The organism is Prochlorococcus marinus XMU1404, from assembly GCF_017696175.1.
Classification (GTDB): Bacteria; Cyanobacteriota; Cyanobacteriia; order PCC-6307; family Cyanobiaceae; genus Prochlorococcus_A; species Prochlorococcus_A marinus_X.
The window spans coordinates 407,329-427,394 of sequence record NZ_JAAORE010000003.1 but is presented as its reverse complement, the minus strand read 5'-3'; the positions used below and the strand labels follow the sequence as shown (position 1 = coordinate 427,394).

The window sequence follows — 20,066 nt, the reverse complement described above, 5'->3', positions numbered from 1 at the left end:
CAAATTATTTAAAAAGAAAATTCTTAAAACATCTTCAAAATTAATACATATCAAATTATCTAAAAAATACAAAATGTGTCGGTTCGGAATTACACATTACAAAAAGGTAGCAAATGGATGATTTTTCCGTTATTGTCTGGTCAATATATTGACATTACTGATTTCATGAGTGAAAACACACCAGAGTCAAACCAAGACTCCGGCTCCGCTACAAGCTCAGAAACTAAAAGCTTTTCAGACAAGTACTCTGATGCCATGGGAAAAGTTAATGAAACCCTTGGTAAAGTTGATTGGACTCAAATGGGGAAGTATGGCAAAGCAGCAGGCATTATTGCTGTAGTCGTAATAGCTCAAATAATAATTAAAGTTATTATTGATACGATTAACTTTTTCCCCATTCTTCCAGGTTTACTAGAACTACTTGGCGTTATTGTTGTCGGTCAATGGAGCTGGCAGAATCTTCGTACAAGTGAAAATCGTGAAGCTGTTTTAGATAAGGTTCAAAATTTAAAAAAGACATATCTAGGTTAATTTTAAATTAAAAATTGATGATTGTTTTTACATAATTTTTGACTTGATTCAAATACGATCCGCCAAAAATATTGGCATGATTCAATATGTGATAAAAATTGTAAATAGTAATTCTATTTTCGAATCTCTCTTTCATAGGAATAATTTTATGATACTCGTCATAAAATTCCTTTCTAAAACCACCAAACAATCTAGTCATAGCAATATCCACCTCATTATCTGCCCACCATGATGCAGGGTCAAAAATAACCCCTTTACCACTTTTGTCTATACCTACATTTCCTGACCATAAATCTCCATGCACAAGAGCATTTGTTGGCTTATGATTTAGTAATTCTAATTTAATTTTTTCTTTAACTATATTTATGGTTGCTTCGTCTAGAACATTTGATTTAAGTATTGATAATTGGGGCATTATTCGTAAGTTTAGAAAACAATCTATCCAACTTTTTTCCCAACCTTTTTTTTGATCTGTTATGCCAATAAAACCTTCAATCGGATACCCATACATTTCCGGATTAGACTCAGTTGAATTTAAATGCATTTCTCCCAAACCTTTTCCAAGTTTTGTCTGATCAAAGCTTTGCATATTTATCCATTCAATTAAAAGGATTTCTACATCGTTTATAGTTTTATATGCGATAACTTCAGGAACAACTAAGTTCTTTTCATTAATAAACCTTCTCAAATTTTGAAGACAAGATTTTTCAAATTCAAGAAGTTTCTTGTCTCTATTATTTCTTTTAAGAAATAATTTTTTGTCTGAGAATTCTATTTGCCAGGCATTGTGAATATTGCCTCCATGTATTTGTTTAATACTTTTGGGAAAGGCTTCACCTAATTGATCACAAATTTCGCTAATTTCAATAGGTGATAATTTTTGCATTTATGAGAAAGTCTGAAGTTGTTGTTGTTGGCGCTGGTATAGCGGGACTAACTTCTGCAGCAATTTTATCAAAACAAGGATTATCGGTTACTTTAATCGAATCTCATGTTCAGTCAGGAGGTTGTGCAGGCACTTTTAAAAGAAAAAATTATATTTTCGATGTTGGTGCAACTCAAGTTGCTGGACTAGAGCGAGGAGGAATACATTCAAGAATTTTTGATTTTTTAGATATTCCATCCCCTGAAGCTACTATTTTAGACCCTGCTTGCATAGTTGATTTTAATGATGACAGTAAACCAATACAAATTTGGCATGACAAAAAGAAATGGATTGCTGAACAAGAAATGCAATTTCCAGGAAGTCGTAATTTTTGGAAACTATGCTCGTTAATCCATCAAAGTAATTGGATATTTGCTAACAATAATCCAGTATTGCCAATAAGAAATTTCTGGGATTTTTCGCAACTTTTTAAAGCACTAGTTCCATCAAACCTAATAACAGGGATTTTACTTAAATCTACTATTTTTGATTTATTGCGTATTTGTGGATTATCTAAGAACAAGCGCTTGATTAAATTTTTAAACCTTCAACTAAAACTCTATTCACAGGAAGATGTCTATAGTACAGCTGCATTATATGGCTCAACCGTTCTTCAGATGTGTCAAAAGCCACATGGCCTTTGGCATCTTACAAAATCTATGCAGTCTTTAAGTGAAGCATTAGAAAGTTCCTTACGTAAAACTGGTGTTAATTTAATTTTTGGCCAAAAAGTTGATTCTATAAATTTTGACGAATTAAATAAATGTTGGAAAATATCTGCCAAATCAAAAAAAAATTCTTTTGTTTATCAAGCAAAAGATTTAATTTATACTGCACCTCCTCAGGCATTGTTAAAGCATTTTAAGGAACCTTTAGATAGAAAACAAAATTATAAAAAGCGACTTAATAATTTACCTGATCCAAGTGGAGCTATAGTTTTTTATTCAGCATTAAAAAAAGAACATATTAAGAAAATTTTTTCTAATCATTATCAATTTGTTTCACATGAATTTGGTTCGTTATTTGTATCAATTAGCGAAGATGGGGATGGAAGAGCACCGAAAGGTGAGGTGACTTTAATAGCGAGTATTTTTACTGAGACCAAAGATTGGTTTAATTTAGATAAACAAAGTTATTTAAAGAGGAAAAATGATTGTCTAGAAAAAATATCGCTCGAATTGGAAAGTTATTTTGATATTGATTCTGAAAATTGGCTTCATAGGGAATTAGCGACTCCATTGGGATTTCAAAAATGGACAAATAGACCTAATGGAATTGTAGGAGGACTTGGTCAAAATCCTGATCTTTTTGGCTTATTTGGATTATCTAGTAGGACTCCTTTTGAAGGTTTATGGCTATGTGGGGATTCAATTTATCCAGGAGAGGGAACAGCAGGTGTGAGTCAGTCTGCATTAATGGTTTCGAGGCAAATATTAGCTTCTAAAGGTATAGTTAATTTTAATCTATAAAATTTTTTCTGATTTCTTTCGTTCCAGATAGTTTTTTAGAAAGTAACTCCCAATTTTTTTCTTTTATAAGTGCTTCTAATGTATTCAGCTTATTTTTAAAATTATTAATTGAGTTTAAAACATTAATCTGATTATTCATAGCTAAATCTAAGCCTAGTTGTTCATTACCGCCTCCAACTCTTGAAGTGTCAGCAAAGCCTGTAGCGGCTAATTTTTGTGTGAGACCTAATAAAGATTGATTATTTTTTGTATGTGCAGTTTCAATAAGTGCAGAGGCTAAAAAGATAGGCAAATGAGAAATTAGAGATACTGCTTCATCATGCTCTTTTGGAGAAGCTTGGCAAATTTCACAATCCATTGATTTTATTAGATCGGAAATAGTTTTTAATGCATTCAAATCACTATTTTGTGTAGGGGTGATTATCCACTTTGCTTGTTTAAAAAGATCTCCAAAACCTGAATCAACCCCCTTTTTTTCTGTTCCAGCCATTGGATGAGAGCCAATAAATAGAGGATGTAATTTTTCCCATTTATTGACAATTGGTTCTTTAACAGAGCCTACATCAGTAACTATTGTTCCTCGTGGTATTGATGCTACTAATCTTTGCGAGGGACTGATCAAATCTTTGATAGGCAAGGCTAAAATTATAAGTTCACATTCTTTTAATATGCTTAGATCACAGCTAACAAAATTGGCAAGCTTTTTTTCTTTAGCTTTTTTTTCATTAAATTCATTATTTGCTATTCCATAAATTGTATGATCTAGACTTTGGAGTTTTAATCCTAAGGATCCGCCAATTAAACCTAATCCTACTATTCCAATCTTCATAGTTTGATTAATTCGATACTTGTTATATTGATACCAATTTTTTGTATATTAGGTTCATAAATATTGTACGTATTTGAAATTAAACTAATTATAAATGCTTGAAATTTTAAGTCATCAATATTTAAAAAATTTTTTGAGATATCAAACTATTAATTGGGAACACATATATTCTTTTGGTAGGATAATTTCTAAGTCTATTGAAAATGATTCTACATATCTAATTAATTCAGAAATTTTCTCTACTGATGATTGGTTGCCTCCAATTTTGATTTCTCTATTTTTAAAAGAAGAAGATTCAACTTTTATTTTATCTGAAGAAAAAATTCAATTTATAAGCCAATGTTTGATAAATAAATTTAAAAATCTAGGTTTTAATTTTATTTTAAAAAATAATGTAATATTATTGGCAAATCATAAGGTTCGCTTGATAACAATCCAAGATTTACTTAATGATCCCAATTCTCTTAATCTTAAAAATCATCGAATAGTTTATTCTGGAATTGAGGGCATAAAACAAGATCTAAATAATCATTTTCGGATTTCGTTAATAAAAAAGGATTGGACAAAGAATTTTAAAGAATTTGAATCTATCAATCAAAATTTTATTAAAGTATACGATTCTTTGAAGAAAAAGTTCTTCATGAGGAGGGTCTTAGGAAATTGTTATATTAATTTAGATGAAAAAGAAATAAGTTTTTTTTCAAACTTTTTTCAAGAAAATTCTTTTTTTTCTGATAAATTTTTAAGCGTTAACAAAGCACTCTCTCAAGGTTGGGCATGCTGGGTAAAATTAAACGATAAAAATTTAGATTGGAAATTGTATTTGCAGCCAATAGATGAACTTTCTCAAAGCAAAGAATTTTTTTCTAATAATAAATTTGTCTTTTTATCATCTTTGAGAAAAGATAACTTTTTCCAAATGTATTTTAAAAAGCATAGTTTAGATATTGACTTGGTTATTAATTTTAAAAGTAATTTTGAAGAGAAAAAGATTTCATTATATATACCCTCTAAACAGTTGCTTCCCAATAATCCTTTGTTCACAAACTCAATCTTAGATAAATGTAAAAAGTTACTACTTTTTAGAAAGGATTTAACTTTATTTTTGTCTGATGATATTAATTTAAAAATTAATCTTGCTACTGAATTAGCTTCTATTTACGGGAAGAGGGTCTTGCTAGAGAGAATTCCCTCACGTAGTAATAATATTCTCTGCTCTAGTTATGATTGGTGGATTATAAATTCTGATTTAATACAAATTCCAAAACAAATTATCATTCCTTTACTTCCGATTCCTAGTATGTCTGAACCTATTAATGCAATTATAGTTTCTTATAATAAAAAGCTTTCCCAAGATTGGTTTAGAGACTTTTTTCTTCCTCAAGCCAGAATAAAACTTGAAAGATCTATTTCACCTTTAAGAAGAAATTCAGGTAAATTAATTATTCTAGACGGAAGAGTAAATAAAAGATATTGGGGAAGATTACTTTTGCAGGACATTCAACCCTCAAAACAAATTAACTATATGCTACCTTTTGATTAGGTTATGTTTTTAAATAACTAAAAAATATGGGAGAAGCAAAAAGACGTAAAACACTAGGATTACCTCCAAAAAGAAATAATACTAAAACTAAATTTGATAATTCTCCACGATTATTTGAATGGCTTCCTATTACAATATCTCAAAGAGATAGCTTGATTAAATTAAGTATTAAGGCTAGTTGGTTAGGAATTGGAGGTTTAGTGATTTTATGGATTGTAGTGAGATTTATAGGCCCTGCGGCTGGGTGGTGGACTTTGGCTGATTCGCTATAAATCTAAGCTACTGTTTTTATATCATTAACAGCGATTGTATTAGAAGGATTGCTATTTATTGCTTTCATTGAATTAGAACTGACTTCAGTGCCTTCAGTTAATTTTTCTTTAACCATAGATTCTACTTTATTTCTAATTTCTAAGTTTTGATCAAGCCAAATAATTGTATTATCTCTTCCTTGCCCAATATTCTCTCCTTCATAACTATACCAAGCGCCTCTCCTTATTATGATGTTAGTTTCTTCTGCTAAATCTAATAAGCATCCTGTCGTACTAATACCTTTTCCGAAGAGGATATCAAACTCTGCAATTCTAAATGGTGGCGCAACTTTGTTTTTTGCTACTTTTACTTTTGCTCTTATGCCGTATTCTTCTGTACCCCTTTTAAGAGTTTGGATCCTTCTGATATCAAGTCTCACTGAGGCGTAGAATTTTAATGCATTTCCTCCTGTTGTTGTTTCTGGATTGCCGTATGTAACGCCGATTTTTAGTCGTAATTGATTTAGGAATATTACCGTACATCCAGACTTGCCAATATTTCCAGTTATTTTTCTCATTGCTTGACTCATCAGTCTTGCTTGGCTTCCAATTACATGATCTCCCATCTCTCCTTCTATCTCTGCTCTTGGAGTTAGTGCTGCTACTGAGTCAACAACAACAAGATCTACAGCACTCGATCTTATAAGCTGATCAACTATTTCTAGAGCCATTTCACCAGTGTCTGGCTGTGAAACCAGTAAATTTTCAACATCAACTCCTAAAGAGGCTGCATAAACTGGATCAAGTGCATGCTCAGCATCTACAAACGCAGCTACTCCTCCATTTTTTTGGACTTCTGCAATCGCGTGAAGCGTTAATGTAGTTTTTCCTGAGCTTTCTGGCCCGTAAACTTCTACTACTCTTCCTTTTGGATATCCTCCTCCTAATGCTAAATCTAAGGTGAGTGCTCCAGTAGATATTGTTTCTACTTTCATTCTTGATGCGTCACCAAGTCTCATTATTGATCCGCGTCCAAAATTTCTTTCTATTTGACCTAATACGAGACTTAATGCTTTGTCTTTTTCTTTTGATTCAGTGTTTTTCTTTTCTTCAAGACTCATTGTTTGATTTATTGATTAAAGTTCTTGTAATTATTCCAAATTTAGTTTTAGTTAAGCTAAACTTTACAAATACAAGCTATAGTACATCCGTACTCTAGCTTATGATCTTCAAATTGCAACTAATTGCTCTAGATTTTCTATCTTTAATAATTTAATTCCGTTATTTAAATTATATCTATCAGAATCTTTTAAATATCCCCAATCAGCTAAGAAGCAATTTATATTTGAAGTCTCTTTATTTTGTTTAATGTCAATTAGAGTTTTTTTTCTATCTTCTATGAAACCTAAAATTTCATAAGTTTGATTAAGTTTTTCAACTATTTTGGTTTTTGTTCCGGATTCATAGCCAAAAACAAATTCTGAAAAAATATTTAATTGTGTAAGAATTTTTTCTGCAAATCTTTTCCCTTTTGTTGTTATTATTCCAGTTTTTATTTCGCTTTTCCTTATTTCTTCCATAAAATTTATAACTTCAAAAAATGGATTATGTAAATTCACCCACTTTTCAAAATCTTTTTCAATTTGGTACTCGCGGGATTGATCTAATATTTCTTGTAAGTCTTCTGCAAGCCAACAATTATCTTTTAATATTCTCTGACAATTTTGATGATATTTATTGATGAAATCGTCTTTATTGAAATTGTTTAGTTGATTTTCTTTTTTTATAATTTCATGAACTATTACAACCATTTCCCAACCATATTTAACCCAAGGCCTAATTTCTTTAAAAGTATTTGGTACTTTTTTATATAATTTTTGATCAACCTTGATGGTTGGTGAATTTAAATATTTTTCACAGGCCAGTAGAGAACTATGCCAATATTCATTCATTCCATCAACTATGACTCCATCAAAATCAAATAGAAATATTTTTTGATTAGACACCAATTGAATGTTAGAACTGGGCCGCTAGGATTCGAACCTAGGAATGTCGAGACCAAAACCCGATGCCTTACCACTTGGCGACGGCCCATTGATTATCTAGTTTAATACATGAAAAGATTTTTTTCTATCAAAAAAATACGAAGTTTTGATTCATAAGGATAAGGTTTTAAAAATAAAAATATTATCTGAACTAGCTAGATTTCCATGGCTTTAGGAATTTCTGAGCTTTTTTGATTGCAAAATCCATTCTTTCATGATCTTCGTATAGTCTTTTATTATTTTTGTGAGCAATTTCAATAAGGGGCTGCATAATCTTTCTTGCAGAACTTCCAAATGCTATTCCATCAGGAAGATTACTTGACTTCAAAAATTCATAAGTTTTATCATTTGTCCCCCCTGCTAATTGAATTAAGCCTGGTGGAAGATATGACCCAATTCTTTCAAACAACTTAACAGTGTCTCTACTGGTATTTGGAGCAATATCTCCTGACATTGGCCTTCCATCTAACTGCCAAATAAGGGGAATATTTAGCTCATTAAGAATCTCATATCTTTCCCAAAGAGCTTTCAAAAGATCTTCGGGCTCTTGAGTTTTTTTTACCGATTGATTTAATCCGCAACTAATAGATATTTTTTCCAATTTTGTTTCAGAATTTTTAAGTATATCTGCCACTTTTGCAAAAGCGTCTATGCGATTTATTTCTGTATGAATTTCTACTGCATCGGGCTTTATTTTTTGAAGTGTTGATGCTAAATCATCTTTTGACAAATTATATTCATATTCACTAATTAGATTTAGGGGGCAACTATTTATACATCTTCCACACCCATAACATTTACTCTCTTTGATACCAAAATTATCAATTGCAAAAGTGGGGCATACTTTTTCGCATGGTCTTGGGCAATTGGGTGGGCATTTTATTGGATCAAATTTCGCTTTGCGAAAGTGGATATCTTTACCATCACTAATGCTTATCATTAATCCAGGAGAGTTTTTGAAGATTGCTTTTGCCCATCCGATCCCTTTTTTTGCGGCATTAACTATAGATTCTTCAGCGGCAACATCTATGTAATCAACACCAGCTGCGGTATAAATTGCACATAAATCTTCAATAGCAACAATATCTTCATTACTGGCACCACAAATTAATTTAATCCATTTATCTTTTTTGTATTTAGTTTTAATCAAACAATTTAAATTTAAAATTCATCCAAAATATACTCATTTAATGACTTCCATTCAAGTTTCCTTGAACCTCCCATCTCAACAACAATTTTTAATTTATTATCTTTAGTGCAAATCTCGATTAGGCTCTCTAATTCAGATTGAGACAATATTTGACCTTCTAACAACCATAGTAGTTTATCCTTATCATTTTCATTAAATAACTCAGAAGCCTGTGGGATTACTTGTTGAACTTCCCCGAGCGCTCCGTTTCTTCCTACGCTTTGATGACCAAGATGAGGTGGTCTAACGCCGTGTAATTTGAGCAAGAATACTTCTGGATCTCCCAGTCCTCTTGCTGAGGTTATAAAAGTTTTAAAGCCTTTGGCTCTCATTCTCCTCAAAAGACGAGTTTCATAACCTCCTTCAAGAGGAGTAAAGATTGCAAGACATTTGTTAATTGTTAAATCGTTATGAAACTTTTTTCCTGTGAGAAGTAATGGCATTAAAATTTCCTTTTTTTCTATTTTATTTTATTTTATGGTACCTGATGATGTACAATTGTAATTCAGTGATTTTTTAAGCTCGCAAGCTAGCCGAGCCTCTACATAATTTCACATTTTTTAGCGTTTCGTTAAAAAATTCAGGCGGGTTTATCCCAAGAGAAACTATCTATATTTTTAGATAAGTCTCAACCTTATTAATTGTTTTTTTATTAACTATTACCTTAATAATTGAAAGGTTTAGATAATTGAAAAATAATTACGAGCTAGCCTAATTTAGTCTTATGTCTATAGGAATTTTAGGAAAGAAATTGGGTATGTCCCAACTTTTCGACGACAAAGGTAATTCGATACCAGTTACTCTCATTGAAGCTGGTCCTTGCCGTGTCACTCAATTGAAAACTACCTCTTTGGATGGTTATACAGCCGTTCAGATAGGTTTTGGTTTGTCCAAAGAGAAGCATATAAGTAAGCCTGAAAAGGGACATTTGTTGAAATCAGGTGAAGAACTTTTAAAGCATTTGAAAGAATATAGGGTTGAAGAAAATTCATCTTATGAAATTGGAAATCAAATAACTGTTAAAAACTTTGAGGTTGGTCAAAAAGTTGATATCAGTGGCAAATCTATGGGAAGAGGTTTTGCTGGTTATCAGAAAAGACATGGTTTTAGCAGAGGTCCTATGAGTCATGGTTCAAAAAATCATAGAGCACCTGGATCTACAGGAGCAGGAACAACTCCAGGCAGAATTTATCCTGGGAAAAGAATGGCAGGCAGATATGGAGGAAAACAGATAACTACTAAAGGTTTATTAGTTCTAAAAATTGATGATCAGAAAAATTTGCTTGTAGTAAAGGGTTCTGTCCCAGGTAAGCCAGGCTCAATTGTCAACATTAAACCAAACAATGTTGTAGGTAAAAAAGGAGGTGAAAAATCATGACAACAATCGAAACTCTTAAGTGGGATGGTAAAAAATCAGGCACAACTACTCTTGATTTATCAGTTGCTAAAGATACTTCTTCAGCAGACTTAATTCATAGAGCAGTCCTTAGGCAGTTAGCAAATAAAAGGCAAGGGACCGCATCAACCTTAACGAGATCTGAAGTACGTGGGGGCGGTAGAAAGCCATACAAACAGAAAGGTACAGGAAGAGCTCGTCAAGGATCAATAAGGACACCATTAAGACCTGGTGGCGGAATTATTTTTGGACCTAAGCCACGTTCTTACAATATTGATATGAATCGTAAGGAACGTAGATTAGCTCTTAGAACAGCACTTATGTCAAGATTATCTGATATAAAGGCTGTTGAAGATTTTGGATCTACTCTAAAGGCGCCTAAAACAAGTGACATTATCAATGGCCTTGCTCGATTAGGAATACAAAAAACTGAAAAAGTTTTGGTTATTCTTGAAAGCCCCTCCGATGTAATAAAAAAATCCATAAATAATATTGAAAAAGTAAAATTAATCGCCGCTGATCAATTAAATGTATTTGATATTCTAAATGCTAATAAATTGGTAATAGGTCAATCAGCGATAAATAAAATTCAGGAGGTTTATGCATCATGAGTAAATTATTCGATTCTCGTTTAGCTGATGTGATACGAAAGCCAGTTATTACTGAGAAAGCTACAAATGCACTAGATCTTAATCAATATACTTTTGAAGTAGATCATAGAGCGGCAAAGCCACAAATAAAGGCAGCTATAGAAGCCTTGTTCAGTGTTAAAGTCATAGGAGTTAACACTATGAATCCTCCTAGGAGAACAAGAAGAGTCGGTAAATTTTCCGGTAAGCGTTCTCAGGTCAAGAAGGCAATTGTACGTCTTGCTGAAGGAGACAAAATCCAATTATTTCCAGAATCTTAAGGAGTTTTAATCATGGCAATTCGTAAATTTAAACCTTATACACCTGGCACTAGGCAGAGAGTAGTTACTGACTTTAGTGAAATAACAAGTGCAAAACCTGAGAGATCACTTATAGTTTCAAAACATAGATTAAAAGGTAGGAATAATCGCGGAGTTATTACTTGTCGTCATCGTGGAGGTGGTCACAAAAGGCAATACAGAATAATCGACTTCAGGAGAGATAAAAAAGACATTAACGCTAAAGTTGCAGCTATCCACTACGATCCTCATAGAAATGCAAGGCTTGCACTTTTATTTTACGAAGATGGAGAGAAAAGATATATTATTGCTCCAGCTGGTGTAAAAGTCGGCCAAAATGTCATATCTGGAGAAAGCGTTCCTATTGAAGATGGAAATTCAATGCCATTATCTGTTATGCCATTAGGATCTAGTGTTCATTGTGTTGAGTTATATGCAGGAAGAGGCGCTCAGATGGTTAGATCCGCAGGAGCAAGTGCCCAAGTTATGGCAAAAGAGGGAGATTATGTTGCTCTAAAACTCCCATCTACTGAGGTACGACTTGTTAGAAAAGAATGTTACGCAACTCTTGGAGAAGTTGGTAATTCAGAAATAAGAAATACTAGCTTAGGGAAAGCAGGAAGAAGAAGATGGCTTGGAAGAAGACCTCAAGTAAGAGGAAGTGTAATGAACCCATGTGATCATCCACATGGAGGAGGAGAGGGAAAAGCACCAATTGGTAGAGCAGGCCCTGTTACGCCATGGGGTAAACCAGCTCTTGGGTTAAAGACACGTAAAAAGAACAAACCAAGTAATAAATTAGTAGTTCGAAGGCGTCGTCGCATTTCTAAGAGGAGTAGAGGAGGAAGAGACTCTTGATTACTTCACTTATTAATTTCATTTCTATTTTATAAACATGGGACGTTCACTAAAAAAAGGACCTTTTATAGCGGATAGCTTGCTCAAAAAGGTAGAAAAACAAAATACTGATAATGACAAGTCTGTTATTAAAACTTGGTCTAGAGCTTCTACGATTTTACCTGTAATGATTGGCCACACAATCGCGGTACACAATGGCAAGACCCATATTCCTGTATTTATAACCGAACAAATGATCGGTCATAAATTGGGAGAATTTGCACCTACTCGCACTTACCGTGGTCACATAAGAGATAAGAAAGGAGCAAAATCATGACAAAAACACTTGAAACAACAAAAACAGCTATTGCTCATGGTAACTATGTTCGAGGATCAGCATCGAAGGTGAGAAGAGTTCTAGATCAAATAAGGGGTCGTTCATATAGAGATGCATTAATTATGTTGGAATTTATGCCTTACAGATCTACTGATCCCATTACTAAAGTATTAAGATCTGCAGTTGCTAATGCAGAGCATAATCTTGGTATGGATCCATCTACCTTAGTTATTTCCTCCGCATGGGCTAATAATGGTCCTGTAATGAAGAGATATAGGCCTAGAGCCCAAGGTAGAGCTTTTTCTATCAAAAAACAGACTTGCCATATTACTATTTCTGTTAAATCTGCTCCTACTCAAACTAATGCGGAGGTACAAAACTAATGGGACATAAAATTCATCCTTCTGGACTAAGGTTAGGAATTACACAAGAGCATCGCTCGAAATGGTTTGCTACTTCTAAGACATATCCAATCCTTCTTCAAGAAGATTCTAAAATTCGTAATTTCATTCAAAAAAAATATGGTGCAGCAGGAATTAGTGATGTACTAATAGCCAGAAAAGCTGATCAACTGGAACTGGAATTAAAAACAGCAAGGCCGGGAGTGATAGTTGGAAGACAAGGAAGTGGCATAGAAGAATTAAGATCAGGAATTCAAAAAACTATAGGTGATAGGACAAGGCAAGTCAGAATAAATGTTGTTGAAGTCGAGCGAGTTGACGCGGATGCTTTTCTACTGGCTGAATATATTGCTCAACAATTGGAAAAAAGAGTTGCTTTCAGAAGAACTATAAGAATGGCCTTACAACGGGCTCAAAGGGCTGGAGTCCTCGGTCTTAAAATACAAGTAGGGGGAAGATTGAATGGTGCTGAAATTGCTAGAACAGAATGGACTAGAGAAGGTAGAGTTCCTTTACATACTTTGAGAGCTGAAATTGACTATGCTACACGCGAAGCTAATACTACTTACGGTGTTTTAGGTATTAAAGTTTGGGTTTTCAAAGGAGAAGTTCTTCCTAAAGAAGAACAAACAATCCCAGTGGGTGGAAACCCTAAGAGGAAAGCTAGTAGAAGACCTCAGCAATTTGAGGATCGTTCAAATGAGAATTCATAGGAGGTATAAAAATGCTTAGTCCAAAACGTACTAAATTTCGTAAACAACATAGAGGCAGAATGAGGGGGGTAGCCTCCAAAGGCAATACCATCGCATTCGGTCAATTTGCTCTCCAAGCTCAAGACTGTGGATGGGTCACTGCACGTCAGATCGAGGCAAGTAGACGAGCTATGACAAGGTATATCAAACGTGGAGGTCAAATCTGGATAAGAATATTTCCTGATAAGCCTGTAACCATGAGACCTGCCGAAACTAGAATGGGTTCTGGTAAAGGTAATCCCGAGTTTTGGGTTGCAGTTGTAAAACCAGGAAGAATACTTTTTGAAATGGGTGGTGAGGATATAACTGAGGAAATTGCAAAAGAAGCTATGCGTTTAGCTCAATACAAACTTCCTGTAAAAACAAAGTTTATCTCCAATGATAAAAATTTAGAAGTTTCCTCCCAAGAAAATACAAAAAATAAGAAACAAACTCAAGAGGAGGTTAAAAAATGAAAAACTCAGAGTCTCTGAAAGAATTTAAAAAATTAAATTCTGCTCAAATTACTGATAAAATTGATCAATTACGAAAAGATCTTTTTGACTTGAGATTCAAGCAAGCTACAAGACAGCTTAATGAAACTCATAAATTTAAAATCATCAAGAAACAAGTTGCGCAATTACTAACTCTCAGTAAGAGTCAATCTGCTTCTAAAACAACTTCTGATTAATTATTAGTTATGGCACTTAAAGAAAGAATTGGGACTGTTGTCAGCGACAAAATGGACAAAACAGTTGTTGTTGCTGTTATTAACAGATATCCTCATCCAACTTATAAAAAAATTGTAAGTAGAACTACACGATATAAGGCGCATGACCCCGAAAATAAATGTGTTCTAGGTGATCGCGTTAAAATTAAAGAAACTAGACCGCTTAGCGCCCACAAAAGATGGGCAATAGAAGAGATTCTCAATACAACAAGTCAGGCTAAGGAGGTTAAAAAATGATTCAGCAAGAAACTTATTTAACAGTTGCTGATAACAGCGGTGCAAAAAGACTCCAATGTATCAGGGTTTTAGGCTCTAATAGAAGATACGCACATGTTGGTGATGTAATCGTAGCAACTGTAAAAGATGCTCTTCCTAATATGGGAGTTAAGAAATCTGAGATTGTGAAAGCCGTCATCGTCAGAACAAAAGCAACACTAAGAAGAAATACTGGTAATTCAATCAGATTTGATGATAATGCTGCAGTTTTGATTAACGAAGATAAGAATCCAAAAGGTACTAGAGTCTTTGGTCCTGTAGCTAGAGAACTGCGGGATAAAAACTATACAAAGATTGTTTCTCTTGCGCCGGAGGTGATTTAAATGTTGGATTCATTAAAACAAAAGAAAAGTTTCCAGAGAATAAAAATGAGAATCAAAACTGGAGATTTAGTAAAAGTAATTAATGGCAAGGACAAAGGGAAAACTGGTGAGGTTCTAAAAACTATCCCTCTTGAAAACAGAGTAGTAGTTAAGGGAATTAACCTTAGGACCAAACATATTAAACCAACTCAGGAAGGAGAAAGTGGTAGAATACTTACAGAAGAAGCATCTTTACATGCATCAAATGTAATGTTCTTTTCAAAGGATAAAAATCTCACAAGTAAGATCGAATACTTCATTGATAAAGAGGGGGTTAAGAAAAGAAGATTGAAGAAAACTGGTGAAGTAATTGATTAATTTTTCATCAGAAACCAGATTTAAACTTTTTCTAATTTATCAATTCTGACAAAGACCAGAATTAAAAAAAATTATGACTCTAAAAAATCGCTACAAAGAATCAATTAGACCAAAACTTCTAAAGGACCTTGGTCTTAAAAATATTCATCAAGTACCTAAAGTTGTCAAAGTCAACATTAATAGAGGTCTTGGTGAGGCAGCCTCAAATTCGAAAGCTTTAGAAGCCTCTTTAAACGAAATGGCAACAATCACAGGACAAAAGGCTTTAGTAACTAGGGCTAAAAAAGCTATTGCGGGTTTTAAAATTCGTGAAGGCATGCCGATTGGTTGTACTGTAACTTTACGAGGAGACAGGATGTACTCCTTTTTGGAGAGATTTATAAATCTAGCTTTGCCAAGAATAAGAGACTTTAGAGGAGTTAATCCAAAAAGTTTTGATGGGAGAGGAAATTACACCGTTGGAGTGAAAGAGCAATTGATTTTTCCTGAAATCTCTTTTGATAAAATAGATTCAATAAGAGGTATGGATATAACTATTGTTACTAGTGCAAAATCAGATCAAGAAGGTAAAGCTCTTTTGCAGGAGTTAGGAATGCCTTTTAGTAAGAATTAAATTTAAACTATGTCAAATCACGATCCTATTTCAGATATGCTTACTCGAATTAGAAATGCGAGTCAAAAAAAGCATACAACTACAACAATCCCAGGTTCAAAAATGTCCTTAAGTATCGCTAAAGTGCTTCAAAAAGAGGGTTTCATTTCTGATATTAGTGAGGAAGGTGAAGGTTATAAATCACAAATTATACTTGGTCTCAAATATAGTGGTAAAAATAAATTCCCTACTATTCGATCTATGCAAAGAGTTAGTAAGCCTGGCTTGAGAATTTATAAAAATACTAGAGGGTTACCAAAAGTTCTTGGAGGTCTTGGAGTTGCCATAATATCAACTTCTAGAGGCGTTATGAGTGATCGCGATGCTAGGAAGCAAGGCATTGGCGGCGAAGTCCTCTGCTATGTTTATTAAGGAGAATTAATCATGTCAAGAGTCGGAAAAACACCAGTACTTATTCCAGAGAAAGTTACAGTTGATTTTGATGGATCAACAGTTACAGTGAAAGGCCCAAAAGGTGAGTTAAAACGTCTCATGCCTGAAGGTGTTAGTTTTGATAAGAAAGACAATACTATTGTCGTAAGTCCTACTACAACAAAAATACATTCAAGGCAGAGACATGGTTTATGTAGAGCCTTAATTGCAAATATGGTTGAAGGTGTGACTCAAGGTTTTTCAAAAAAATTGGAAATTGTTGGCGTTGGATCTAGAGCACAAGTAAAAGGTAAAAATCTAGTTGTTAGTGCAGGATATAGTCATCCTGTAGAAATGATCCCCCCTGATGGTATAACATACAAAGTTGAGAGTAATACAAACGTTACCGTATCTGGAATTGATAAGGAAATTGTTGGCAATGAAGCAGCAAAAATCAGATCAATTAGACCCCCAGAGCCATATAAAGGTAAAGGAATTAAATACCATGATGAGAGAATTCTCAGAAAAGCTGGTAAATCTGGCAAAAAATAATTCCAATTAAAAAAATGACCAAACTTTCTAGGAAATTACAAACACAAAAAAGACATAGAAGATTAAGGAGATTCTTAATTGGAGATGCAACGCGTCCAAGATTGTCTGTTTTTCGCTCTAATAACCATATTTATGCTCAGGTTATAGATGATAGCACTCAAAAAACTATTTGCTCAGCTTCAACTGTTGATAAAGAACTAAAAGAAAAATCTGAGAAATTAGCTTCTGACTGTAATTCTTCTTCTATTGTTGGAAAATTATTAGCGAAGAGAGCGATAAAAAAAGGTATCAAGCAAGTAATTTTTGACCGTGGAGGTAATTTATATCACGGCAGAGTTAAGGCACTTGCGGACGCTGCTCGTGAAGCTGGCTTAGAGTTCTAATTTTAATTTTTTACTATGACTGACACTCCCACAAAACAAGAAATTCAATCCAAGAATGATAACGTTCCTGGAGCGATGCCTGGTGAACAAAAAAAGAATAATCGTAATAACGAGCGAAAAAGAAATAGAAGAGGCGAATCTAAAAATCTAGAAAGAGATTCTGATTGGCAAGAAAGAGTTGTTCAAATAAGACGTGTATCTAAAACTGTTAAAGGTGGAAAAAAAATGAGTTTTAGAGCAATCGTTGTTGTTGGAAATGAAAAAGGTCAAGTTGGAGTTGGAGTTGGAAAAGCTGGAGATGTCATTGGTGCTGTTAGAAAGGGAGTTTCAGATGGTAAAAAGAATCTTGTTAGGGTTCCTTTAACTCCTAATAATTCAATACCAACTTTATCTAAAGGTAGAGATGGTGCTGCTAATGTACTAATTAGACCAGCTGCTCCAGGTACAGGTGTAATTGCAGGGGGTTCAATTAGAACAGTTTTAGAATTAGCGGGCATAAAAAATGTCTTAGCAAAAAGATTGGGCAGTAAAACACCTTTGAATAATGCAAGAGCCGCTATGGTAGCTCTTTCCCAATTAAGAACACACAAATCTGCCTCAAGGGAGAGAGGCATCTCACTTGAACAGCTTTATTCCTGAAAATTATGACTTCAACATTAAATACATTAAAATCAAACTCTGGCTCTAGAAAGAAAAAATTAAGAAAGGGTAGAGGTATTGCAGCAGGTCAAGGTGCCTCATGTGGTTTTGGGATGAGAGGGCAAAAGTCACGTTCTGGAAGACCTACACGTCCAGGTTTTGAAGGTGGTCAAATGCCTTTGTATAGAAGAGTTCCAAAATTAAAGCACTTTGAAATAATTAATCAAAAGAACTTTTCGATAATAAATTTAGATAAATTAAATGATTTCAAAGATAACGATACTGTTAACTTGGACTCATTAGTTAAGAAAGGGTTGATTTTTAAACCAAAATTTCCTTTAAAAATCCTTGGTAATGGAGAACTTAAAGTAAAGTTAACGGTACAAGCACATGCATTCACAAAAGTTGCGAAACAAAAAATTGAGGACGTAGGTGGAACTTGCGAGCTTATAAATAATAAGTAAATTTACTAAAAAATTTAGTTAAGCTTCAAAATGTTTTCCAACAAAAGTAGAAATCCTAGCTCTTCCGAAATACTATCTCAATTATTTTTAAATAAAGAATTAAGGAGTAGAGTTTTAACGACCCTAGGTCTTTTACTTTTAGTCAGACTTGGTATTTATATCCCAATGCCCGGTATTGATAGGGTTGCATTTAAAAGTTTTATAGATCAAGGTGGCCAATTAATAGGCTTTTTAGATATTTTTACAGGCGGTGGAATTTCAACACTTGGGATATTCGCATTGGGCATACTACCATTTATCAACGCATCAATTATTATTCAGCTTCTTACAGCTTCATTACCTGTTCTTGAAGACTTACAAAAAAATGAAGGAGAAGCAGGTCGAAGAAAAATTGCTCAAATAACAAGATATGTTTCCTTAGGATGGGGATTTTTACAAAGTATCATTTTCTCTTTAATTCTTAGACAATATGCAATACAGGGTATAAGTGAAACTACATTTGTATTACAAACCTCACTTGCCTTAGTAACTGGCTCAATGTTAGTTATGTGGTTTAGTGAAATTATTACAGAGAAAGGTATAGGACAAGGCGCTTCATTAGTAATTTTTCTGAATATTGTCTCTACTCTACCAAAGGCTTTAAGTTCAACTATTGAAAAAGCTCAAACTGGTGATCGAGGAGATGTATTAGGAATAGCAGTTTTACTTGGAGTCTTTTTGCTTACAATTGTTGGAATAATTTTTGTTCAAGAGGGAGCTAGACGTATACCTATTGTTAGTGCAAAGAGACAAATAGGAAATGCAACGTTACTTCCTACAAGGCAAAGTTACTTACCCTTAAAATTAAATGCTGGGGGAGTTATGCCTATTATTTTTGCATCTGCCTTAATTTTTTTACCTATAACAATTGCGAATGTGACAGGCAATCCAGTTTTGATCAAATTAGCCAGCAGTTTAAATCCTGGATCTTCAAATCCATGGCCATATGCTCTGACATTCTTTGCTTTAATTTTGGGTTTTTCCTATTTTTATGCATCTCTTACAATTAATCCAATTGATGTGGCATCAAATTTAAAGAAAGGAGGAGTTGCAGTACCTGGAGTGAGACCGGGAACTAATACAGCAAACTATTTATCAGGTATACAGAATAGATTGACTTTATTGGGAGGATTATTTCTGGGTTCAGTAGCTATAATCCCGGCTGCAGTTGAAAGGGCTACTAATGTCCAAACTTTTCAAGGTTTAGGAGCAACTTCATTACTGATTCTGGTGGGTGTTGCTATTGATACGGCTAAGCAAATTCAAACTTATGTTATTTCTCAAAGGTATGAGGGACTAATTAACAATTAATGAAAAAACACTTGCTATTTTTAGGAGCTCCTGGAGCAGGGAAAGGAACTCAGGCGGAATTACTAAGTCAAAATAATTCTTATTTACATCTTTCCACAGGTGAATTATTAAGAAAAGAAATTGAAATGAATACCATCCTTGGTAGAAAGGTAAAAGATATAATTAATAAAGGAGAGCTTGTTAGTGATGATCTTGTATTAAAAATAGTAAGGCAAAATTTAGATAAGGATAATAATGGTTGGATTTTAGATGGTTACCCAAGGAATTTATCTCAAGCCCATTCATTGAATGAGGTTTTAAAGGAAATAAATCAACCTCTAGAAGTAGTTTTTTACTTAGATATTCCTGAAGATGTTCTCATTAAGCGCTTGCTTTTAAGAGGTAGAAAAGATGATACTGAAGAGACTATTAAAACAAGAGTGAATATTTATAAAAAAACTACAGAGCCGTTAATTCAATATTTTAAAGATCTTTCGTTGCTAGAGTATATTGATGCTGATAGAGATTTAAAAACTATTTCCTCTGATATCAAACAAAAAATGGCTTGACGATGTTG

General features: G+C 33.7%; 30 protein-coding genes and 1 tRNA gene. 24 read left to right on the top strand and 7 right to left on the bottom strand.

Going from position 1 to position 20,066, the window contains the following annotated elements; all coding sequences use genetic code 11:
* Window positions 1–165 precede the first annotated feature (165 nt).
* Window positions 166–531: a CAAD domain-containing protein gene (locus HA144_RS08700; RefSeq protein ID WP_209043801.1), complete on the top strand. Its 366-nt coding sequence runs from the start codon at window positions 166–168 to the stop codon at window positions 529–531.
* A 7-nt stretch (window positions 532–538) separates the two neighbouring features.
* On the opposite strand, the gene HA144_RS08695 is transcribed toward HA144_RS08700, so the two are convergent.
* Complete coding sequence (locus HA144_RS08695) at window positions 539–1,417, bottom strand: fructosamine kinase family protein (RefSeq protein WP_209043657.1); 879 nt, start codon at window positions 1,415–1,417, stop codon at window positions 539–541.
* A gap of 2 nt (window positions 1,418–1,419) precedes the next feature.
* Between HA144_RS08695 and crtD the strand changes: the two genes are divergently transcribed.
* Window positions 1,420–2,925, top strand: coding sequence for a C-3',4' desaturase CrtD (gene crtD, locus HA144_RS08690; protein WP_209043656.1), 1,506 nt, complete (start codon window positions 1,420–1,422; stop codon window positions 2,923–2,925).
* Here crtD and HA144_RS08685 read toward each other — a convergent pair.
* A complete protein-coding gene (locus HA144_RS08685; protein ID WP_209043655.1) occupies window positions 2,915–3,754 on the bottom strand; it encodes a prephenate/arogenate dehydrogenase in 840 nt (279 codons plus the stop codon). The two genes, crtD and HA144_RS08685, sit on opposite strands and share 11 nt — an antisense overlap.
* Window positions 3,755–3,848: 94 nt before the next feature.
* Between HA144_RS08685 and HA144_RS08680 the strand changes: the two genes are divergently transcribed.
* Both HA144_RS08680 and HA144_RS08675 read left to right on the top strand, forming a co-directional pair.
* On the top strand, window positions 3,849–5,297 hold the full coding sequence (locus HA144_RS08680) for a DNA helicase (protein ID WP_209043654.1): 1,449 nt from the start codon (window positions 3,849–3,851) through the stop codon (window positions 5,295–5,297).
* A gap of 26 nt (window positions 5,298–5,323) precedes the next feature.
* Window positions 5,324–5,569 (top strand): DUF2839 domain-containing protein, encoded by a 246-nt coding sequence (locus HA144_RS08675; protein ID WP_209043653.1) that lies wholly within the window; start codon window positions 5,324–5,326, stop codon window positions 5,567–5,569.
* 2 nt (window positions 5,570–5,571) lie between these two features.
* On the opposite strand, the gene recA is transcribed toward HA144_RS08675, so the two are convergent.
* The 5 genes from recA to ndhN all read right to left on the bottom strand — a co-directional run bounded on the left by recA (window position 5,572) and on the right by ndhN (window position 9,225).
* Window positions 5,572–6,669 (bottom strand): recombinase RecA, encoded by a 1,098-nt coding sequence (gene recA, locus HA144_RS08670; RefSeq protein WP_209043652.1) that lies wholly within the window; start codon window positions 6,667–6,669, stop codon window positions 5,572–5,574.
* A 108-nt stretch (window positions 6,670–6,777) separates the two neighbouring features.
* Window positions 6,778–7,554, bottom strand: a complete 777-nt coding sequence (locus tag HA144_RS08665) for an HAD family hydrolase (RefSeq protein WP_209043651.1) — start codon at window positions 7,552–7,554, stop codon at window positions 6,778–6,780.
* 16 nt (window positions 7,555–7,570) lie between these two features.
* Window positions 7,571–7,642: transfer RNA gene (locus HA144_RS08660), tRNA-Gln, on the bottom strand.
* Between the two features lie 102 nt (window positions 7,643–7,744).
* Window positions 7,745–8,743: an LdpA C-terminal domain-containing domain gene (locus tag HA144_RS08655; protein ID WP_209043650.1), complete on the bottom strand. Its 999-nt coding sequence runs from the start codon at window positions 8,741–8,743 to the stop codon at window positions 7,745–7,747.
* Window positions 8,744–8,754: 11 nt separating this feature from the next.
* Complete coding sequence (gene ndhN, locus HA144_RS08650; RefSeq protein WP_209043649.1) at window positions 8,755–9,225, bottom strand: NAD(P)H-quinone oxidoreductase subunit N; 471 nt, start codon at window positions 9,223–9,225, stop codon at window positions 8,755–8,757.
* A 281-nt stretch (window positions 9,226–9,506) separates the two neighbouring features.
* Between ndhN and rplC the strand changes: the two genes are divergently transcribed.
* The 20 genes from rplC (at window position 9,507) to HA144_RS08550 (ending at window position 20,058) form a co-directional block, all read left to right on the top strand.
* Window positions 9,507–10,160, top strand: a complete 654-nt coding sequence (gene rplC / locus HA144_RS08645; protein ID WP_209043648.1) for a 50S ribosomal protein L3 — start codon at window positions 9,507–9,509, stop codon at window positions 10,158–10,160.
* A complete protein-coding gene (rplD, locus tag HA144_RS08640) occupies window positions 10,157–10,789 on the top strand; it encodes a 50S ribosomal protein L4 (protein ID WP_209043647.1) in 633 nt (210 codons plus the stop codon). The genes rplC and rplD overlap by 4 nt, the downstream gene beginning before the upstream one ends.
* Entirely contained in the window at window positions 10,786–11,088 is a 303-nt protein-coding gene (locus tag HA144_RS08635; protein ID WP_011377190.1) for a 50S ribosomal protein L23, read from the top strand. The genes rplD and HA144_RS08635 overlap by 4 nt, the downstream gene beginning before the upstream one ends.
* A 12-nt stretch (window positions 11,089–11,100) precedes the next feature.
* Window positions 11,101–11,964, top strand: coding sequence for a 50S ribosomal protein L2 (gene rplB / locus HA144_RS08630; RefSeq protein ID WP_209043646.1), 864 nt, complete (start codon window positions 11,101–11,103; stop codon window positions 11,962–11,964).
* A gap of 37 nt (window positions 11,965–12,001) precedes the next feature.
* Entirely contained in the window at window positions 12,002–12,280 is a 279-nt protein-coding gene (rpsS, locus tag HA144_RS08625) for a 30S ribosomal protein S19 (RefSeq protein WP_025915156.1), read from the top strand.
* Window positions 12,277–12,663, top strand: coding sequence for a 50S ribosomal protein L22 (rplV, locus tag HA144_RS08620; protein ID WP_209043645.1), 387 nt, complete (start codon window positions 12,277–12,279; stop codon window positions 12,661–12,663). The genes rpsS and rplV overlap by 4 nt, the downstream gene beginning before the upstream one ends.
* Window positions 12,663–13,394, top strand: a complete 732-nt coding sequence (gene rpsC / locus HA144_RS08615) for a 30S ribosomal protein S3 (protein WP_209043644.1) — start codon at window positions 12,663–12,665, stop codon at window positions 13,392–13,394. The genes rplV and rpsC overlap by 1 nt, the downstream gene beginning before the upstream one ends.
* An 11-nt stretch (window positions 13,395–13,405) precedes the next feature.
* Entirely contained in the window at window positions 13,406–13,888 is a 483-nt protein-coding gene (gene rplP / locus HA144_RS08610) for a 50S ribosomal protein L16 (RefSeq protein ID WP_209043643.1), read from the top strand.
* A complete protein-coding gene (rpmC, locus tag HA144_RS08605) occupies window positions 13,885–14,103 on the top strand; it encodes a 50S ribosomal protein L29 (protein WP_209043642.1) in 219 nt (72 codons plus the stop codon). The genes rplP and rpmC overlap by 4 nt, the downstream gene beginning before the upstream one ends.
* 9 nt (window positions 14,104–14,112) lie before the next feature.
* Complete coding sequence (gene rpsQ, locus HA144_RS08600) at window positions 14,113–14,379, top strand: 30S ribosomal protein S17 (RefSeq protein WP_209043641.1); 267 nt, start codon at window positions 14,113–14,115, stop codon at window positions 14,377–14,379.
* Window positions 14,376–14,741 carry a 50S ribosomal protein L14 gene (rplN, locus tag HA144_RS08595; protein WP_209043640.1) on the top strand — a complete coding sequence of 122 codons (366 nt, stop codon included), beginning with the start codon at window positions 14,376–14,378 and terminating at the stop codon, window positions 14,739–14,741. Before rpsQ ends, rplN begins: the two co-directional genes overlap by 4 nt.
* Window positions 14,742–15,098 carry a 50S ribosomal protein L24 gene (gene rplX, locus HA144_RS08590; protein ID WP_209043639.1) on the top strand — a complete coding sequence of 119 codons (357 nt, stop codon included), beginning with the start codon at window positions 14,742–14,744 and terminating at the stop codon, window positions 15,096–15,098.
* A 73-nt stretch (window positions 15,099–15,171) separates the two neighbouring features.
* On the top strand, window positions 15,172–15,711 hold the full coding sequence (gene rplE / locus HA144_RS08585; protein ID WP_209043638.1) for a 50S ribosomal protein L5: 540 nt from the start codon (window positions 15,172–15,174) through the stop codon (window positions 15,709–15,711).
* Between the two features lie 9 nt (window positions 15,712–15,720).
* Window positions 15,721–16,122 (top strand): 30S ribosomal protein S8, encoded by a 402-nt coding sequence (gene rpsH, locus HA144_RS08580; RefSeq protein WP_209043637.1) that lies wholly within the window; start codon window positions 15,721–15,723, stop codon window positions 16,120–16,122.
* Between the two features lie 12 nt (window positions 16,123–16,134).
* A complete protein-coding gene (gene rplF, locus HA144_RS08575; protein WP_209043636.1) occupies window positions 16,135–16,674 on the top strand; it encodes a 50S ribosomal protein L6 in 540 nt (179 codons plus the stop codon).
* 14 nt (window positions 16,675–16,688) lie between these two features.
* Window positions 16,689–17,057 carry a 50S ribosomal protein L18 gene (gene rplR, locus HA144_RS08570; protein WP_209043635.1) on the top strand — a complete coding sequence of 123 codons (369 nt, stop codon included), beginning with the start codon at window positions 16,689–16,691 and terminating at the stop codon, window positions 17,055–17,057.
* Window positions 17,058–17,072: 15 nt separating this feature from the next.
* Window positions 17,073–17,696 carry a 30S ribosomal protein S5 gene (gene rpsE / locus HA144_RS08565; RefSeq protein WP_209043634.1) on the top strand — a complete coding sequence of 208 codons (624 nt, stop codon included), beginning with the start codon at window positions 17,073–17,075 and terminating at the stop codon, window positions 17,694–17,696.
* Window positions 17,697–17,701: 5 nt separating this feature from the next.
* The gene (gene rplO, locus HA144_RS08560; protein ID WP_209043633.1) at window positions 17,702–18,160 is read left to right on the top strand and encodes a 50S ribosomal protein L15; all 459 of its coding nucleotides are present in this window, start codon (window positions 17,702–17,704) and stop codon (window positions 18,158–18,160) included.
* 30 nt (window positions 18,161–18,190) lie between these two features.
* Entirely contained in the window at window positions 18,191–19,510 is a 1,320-nt protein-coding gene (gene secY, locus HA144_RS08555; protein ID WP_209043632.1) for a preprotein translocase subunit SecY, read from the top strand.
* Window positions 19,510–20,058: an adenylate kinase gene (locus tag HA144_RS08550; RefSeq protein ID WP_209043631.1), complete on the top strand. Its 549-nt coding sequence runs from the start codon at window positions 19,510–19,512 to the stop codon at window positions 20,056–20,058. Before secY ends, HA144_RS08550 begins: the two co-directional genes overlap by 1 nt.
* Window positions 20,059–20,066 lie beyond the last annotated feature (8 nt).

Bases quoted from the DNA above. Each gene is read 5' to 3' on its own strand.
- HA144_RS08685 (WP_209043655.1), bottom strand. From the start codon at position 3,754: ATGAAGATTGGAATAGTAGGATTAGGTTTAATTGGCGGATCCTTAGGA.
- rplP (WP_209043643.1), top strand. From the start codon at position 13,406: ATGCTTAGTCCAAAACGTACTAAATTTCGTAAACAACATAGAGGCAGA.
- rplD (WP_209043647.1), top strand. From the start codon at position 10,157: ATGACAACAATCGAAACTCTTAAGTGGGATGGTAAAAAATCAGGCACA.
- rplB (WP_209043646.1), top strand. From the start codon at position 11,101: ATGGCAATTCGTAAATTTAAACCTTATACACCTGGCACTAGGCAGAGA.
- rpsQ (WP_209043641.1), top strand. From the start codon at position 14,113: ATGGCACTTAAAGAAAGAATTGGGACTGTTGTCAGCGACAAAATGGAC.
- rpmC (WP_209043642.1), top strand. From the start codon at position 13,885: ATGAAAAACTCAGAGTCTCTGAAAGAATTTAAAAAATTAAATTCTGCT.
- HA144_RS08695 (WP_209043657.1), bottom strand. From the start codon at position 1,417: ATGCAAAAATTATCACCTATTGAAATTAGCGAAATTTGTGATCAATTA.
- rplF (WP_209043636.1), top strand. From the start codon at position 16,135: ATGTCAAGAGTCGGAAAAACACCAGTACTTATTCCAGAGAAAGTTACA.
- HA144_RS08550 (WP_209043631.1), top strand. From the start codon at position 19,510: ATGAAAAAACACTTGCTATTTTTAGGAGCTCCTGGAGCAGGGAAAGGA.
- rpsC (WP_209043644.1), top strand. From the start codon at position 12,663: ATGGGACATAAAATTCATCCTTCTGGACTAAGGTTAGGAATTACACAA.
- rplE (WP_209043638.1), top strand. From the start codon at position 15,172: ATGACTCTAAAAAATCGCTACAAAGAATCAATTAGACCAAAACTTCTA.
- rpsH (WP_209043637.1), top strand. From the start codon at position 15,721: ATGTCAAATCACGATCCTATTTCAGATATGCTTACTCGAATTAGAAAT.
- HA144_RS08635 (WP_011377190.1), top strand. From the start codon at position 10,786: ATGAGTAAATTATTCGATTCTCGTTTAGCTGATGTGATACGAAAGCCA.
- ndhN (WP_209043649.1), bottom strand. From the start codon at position 9,225: ATGCCATTACTTCTCACAGGAAAAAAGTTTCATAACGATTTAACAATT.
- recA (WP_209043652.1), bottom strand. From the start codon at position 6,669: ATGAGTCTTGAAGAAAAGAAAAACACTGAATCAAAAGAAAAAGACAAA.
- rplR (WP_209043635.1), top strand. From the start codon at position 16,689: ATGACCAAACTTTCTAGGAAATTACAAACACAAAAAAGACATAGAAGA.
- HA144_RS08700 (WP_209043801.1), top strand. From the start codon at position 166: ATGAGTGAAAACACACCAGAGTCAAACCAAGACTCCGGCTCCGCTACA.
- crtD (WP_209043656.1), top strand. From the start codon at position 1,420: ATGAGAAAGTCTGAAGTTGTTGTTGTTGGCGCTGGTATAGCGGGACTA.
- rplN (WP_209043640.1), top strand. From the start codon at position 14,376: ATGATTCAGCAAGAAACTTATTTAACAGTTGCTGATAACAGCGGTGCA.
- rpsE (WP_209043634.1), top strand. From the start codon at position 17,073: ATGACTGACACTCCCACAAAACAAGAAATTCAATCCAAGAATGATAAC.
- rplC (WP_209043648.1), top strand. From the start codon at position 9,507: ATGTCTATAGGAATTTTAGGAAAGAAATTGGGTATGTCCCAACTTTTC.
- rplV (WP_209043645.1), top strand. From the start codon at position 12,277: ATGACAAAAACACTTGAAACAACAAAAACAGCTATTGCTCATGGTAAC.
- HA144_RS08675 (WP_209043653.1), top strand. From the start codon at position 5,324: ATGGGAGAAGCAAAAAGACGTAAAACACTAGGATTACCTCCAAAAAGA.
- rplO (WP_209043633.1), top strand. From the start codon at position 17,702: ATGACTTCAACATTAAATACATTAAAATCAAACTCTGGCTCTAGAAAG.
- HA144_RS08680 (WP_209043654.1), top strand. From the start codon at position 3,849: ATGCTTGAAATTTTAAGTCATCAATATTTAAAAAATTTTTTGAGATAT.
- secY (WP_209043632.1), top strand. From the start codon at position 18,191: ATGTTTTCCAACAAAAGTAGAAATCCTAGCTCTTCCGAAATACTATCT.
- rplX (WP_209043639.1), top strand. From the start codon at position 14,742: ATGTTGGATTCATTAAAACAAAAGAAAAGTTTCCAGAGAATAAAAATG.
- rpsS (WP_025915156.1), top strand. From the start codon at position 12,002: ATGGGACGTTCACTAAAAAAAGGACCTTTTATAGCGGATAGCTTGCTC.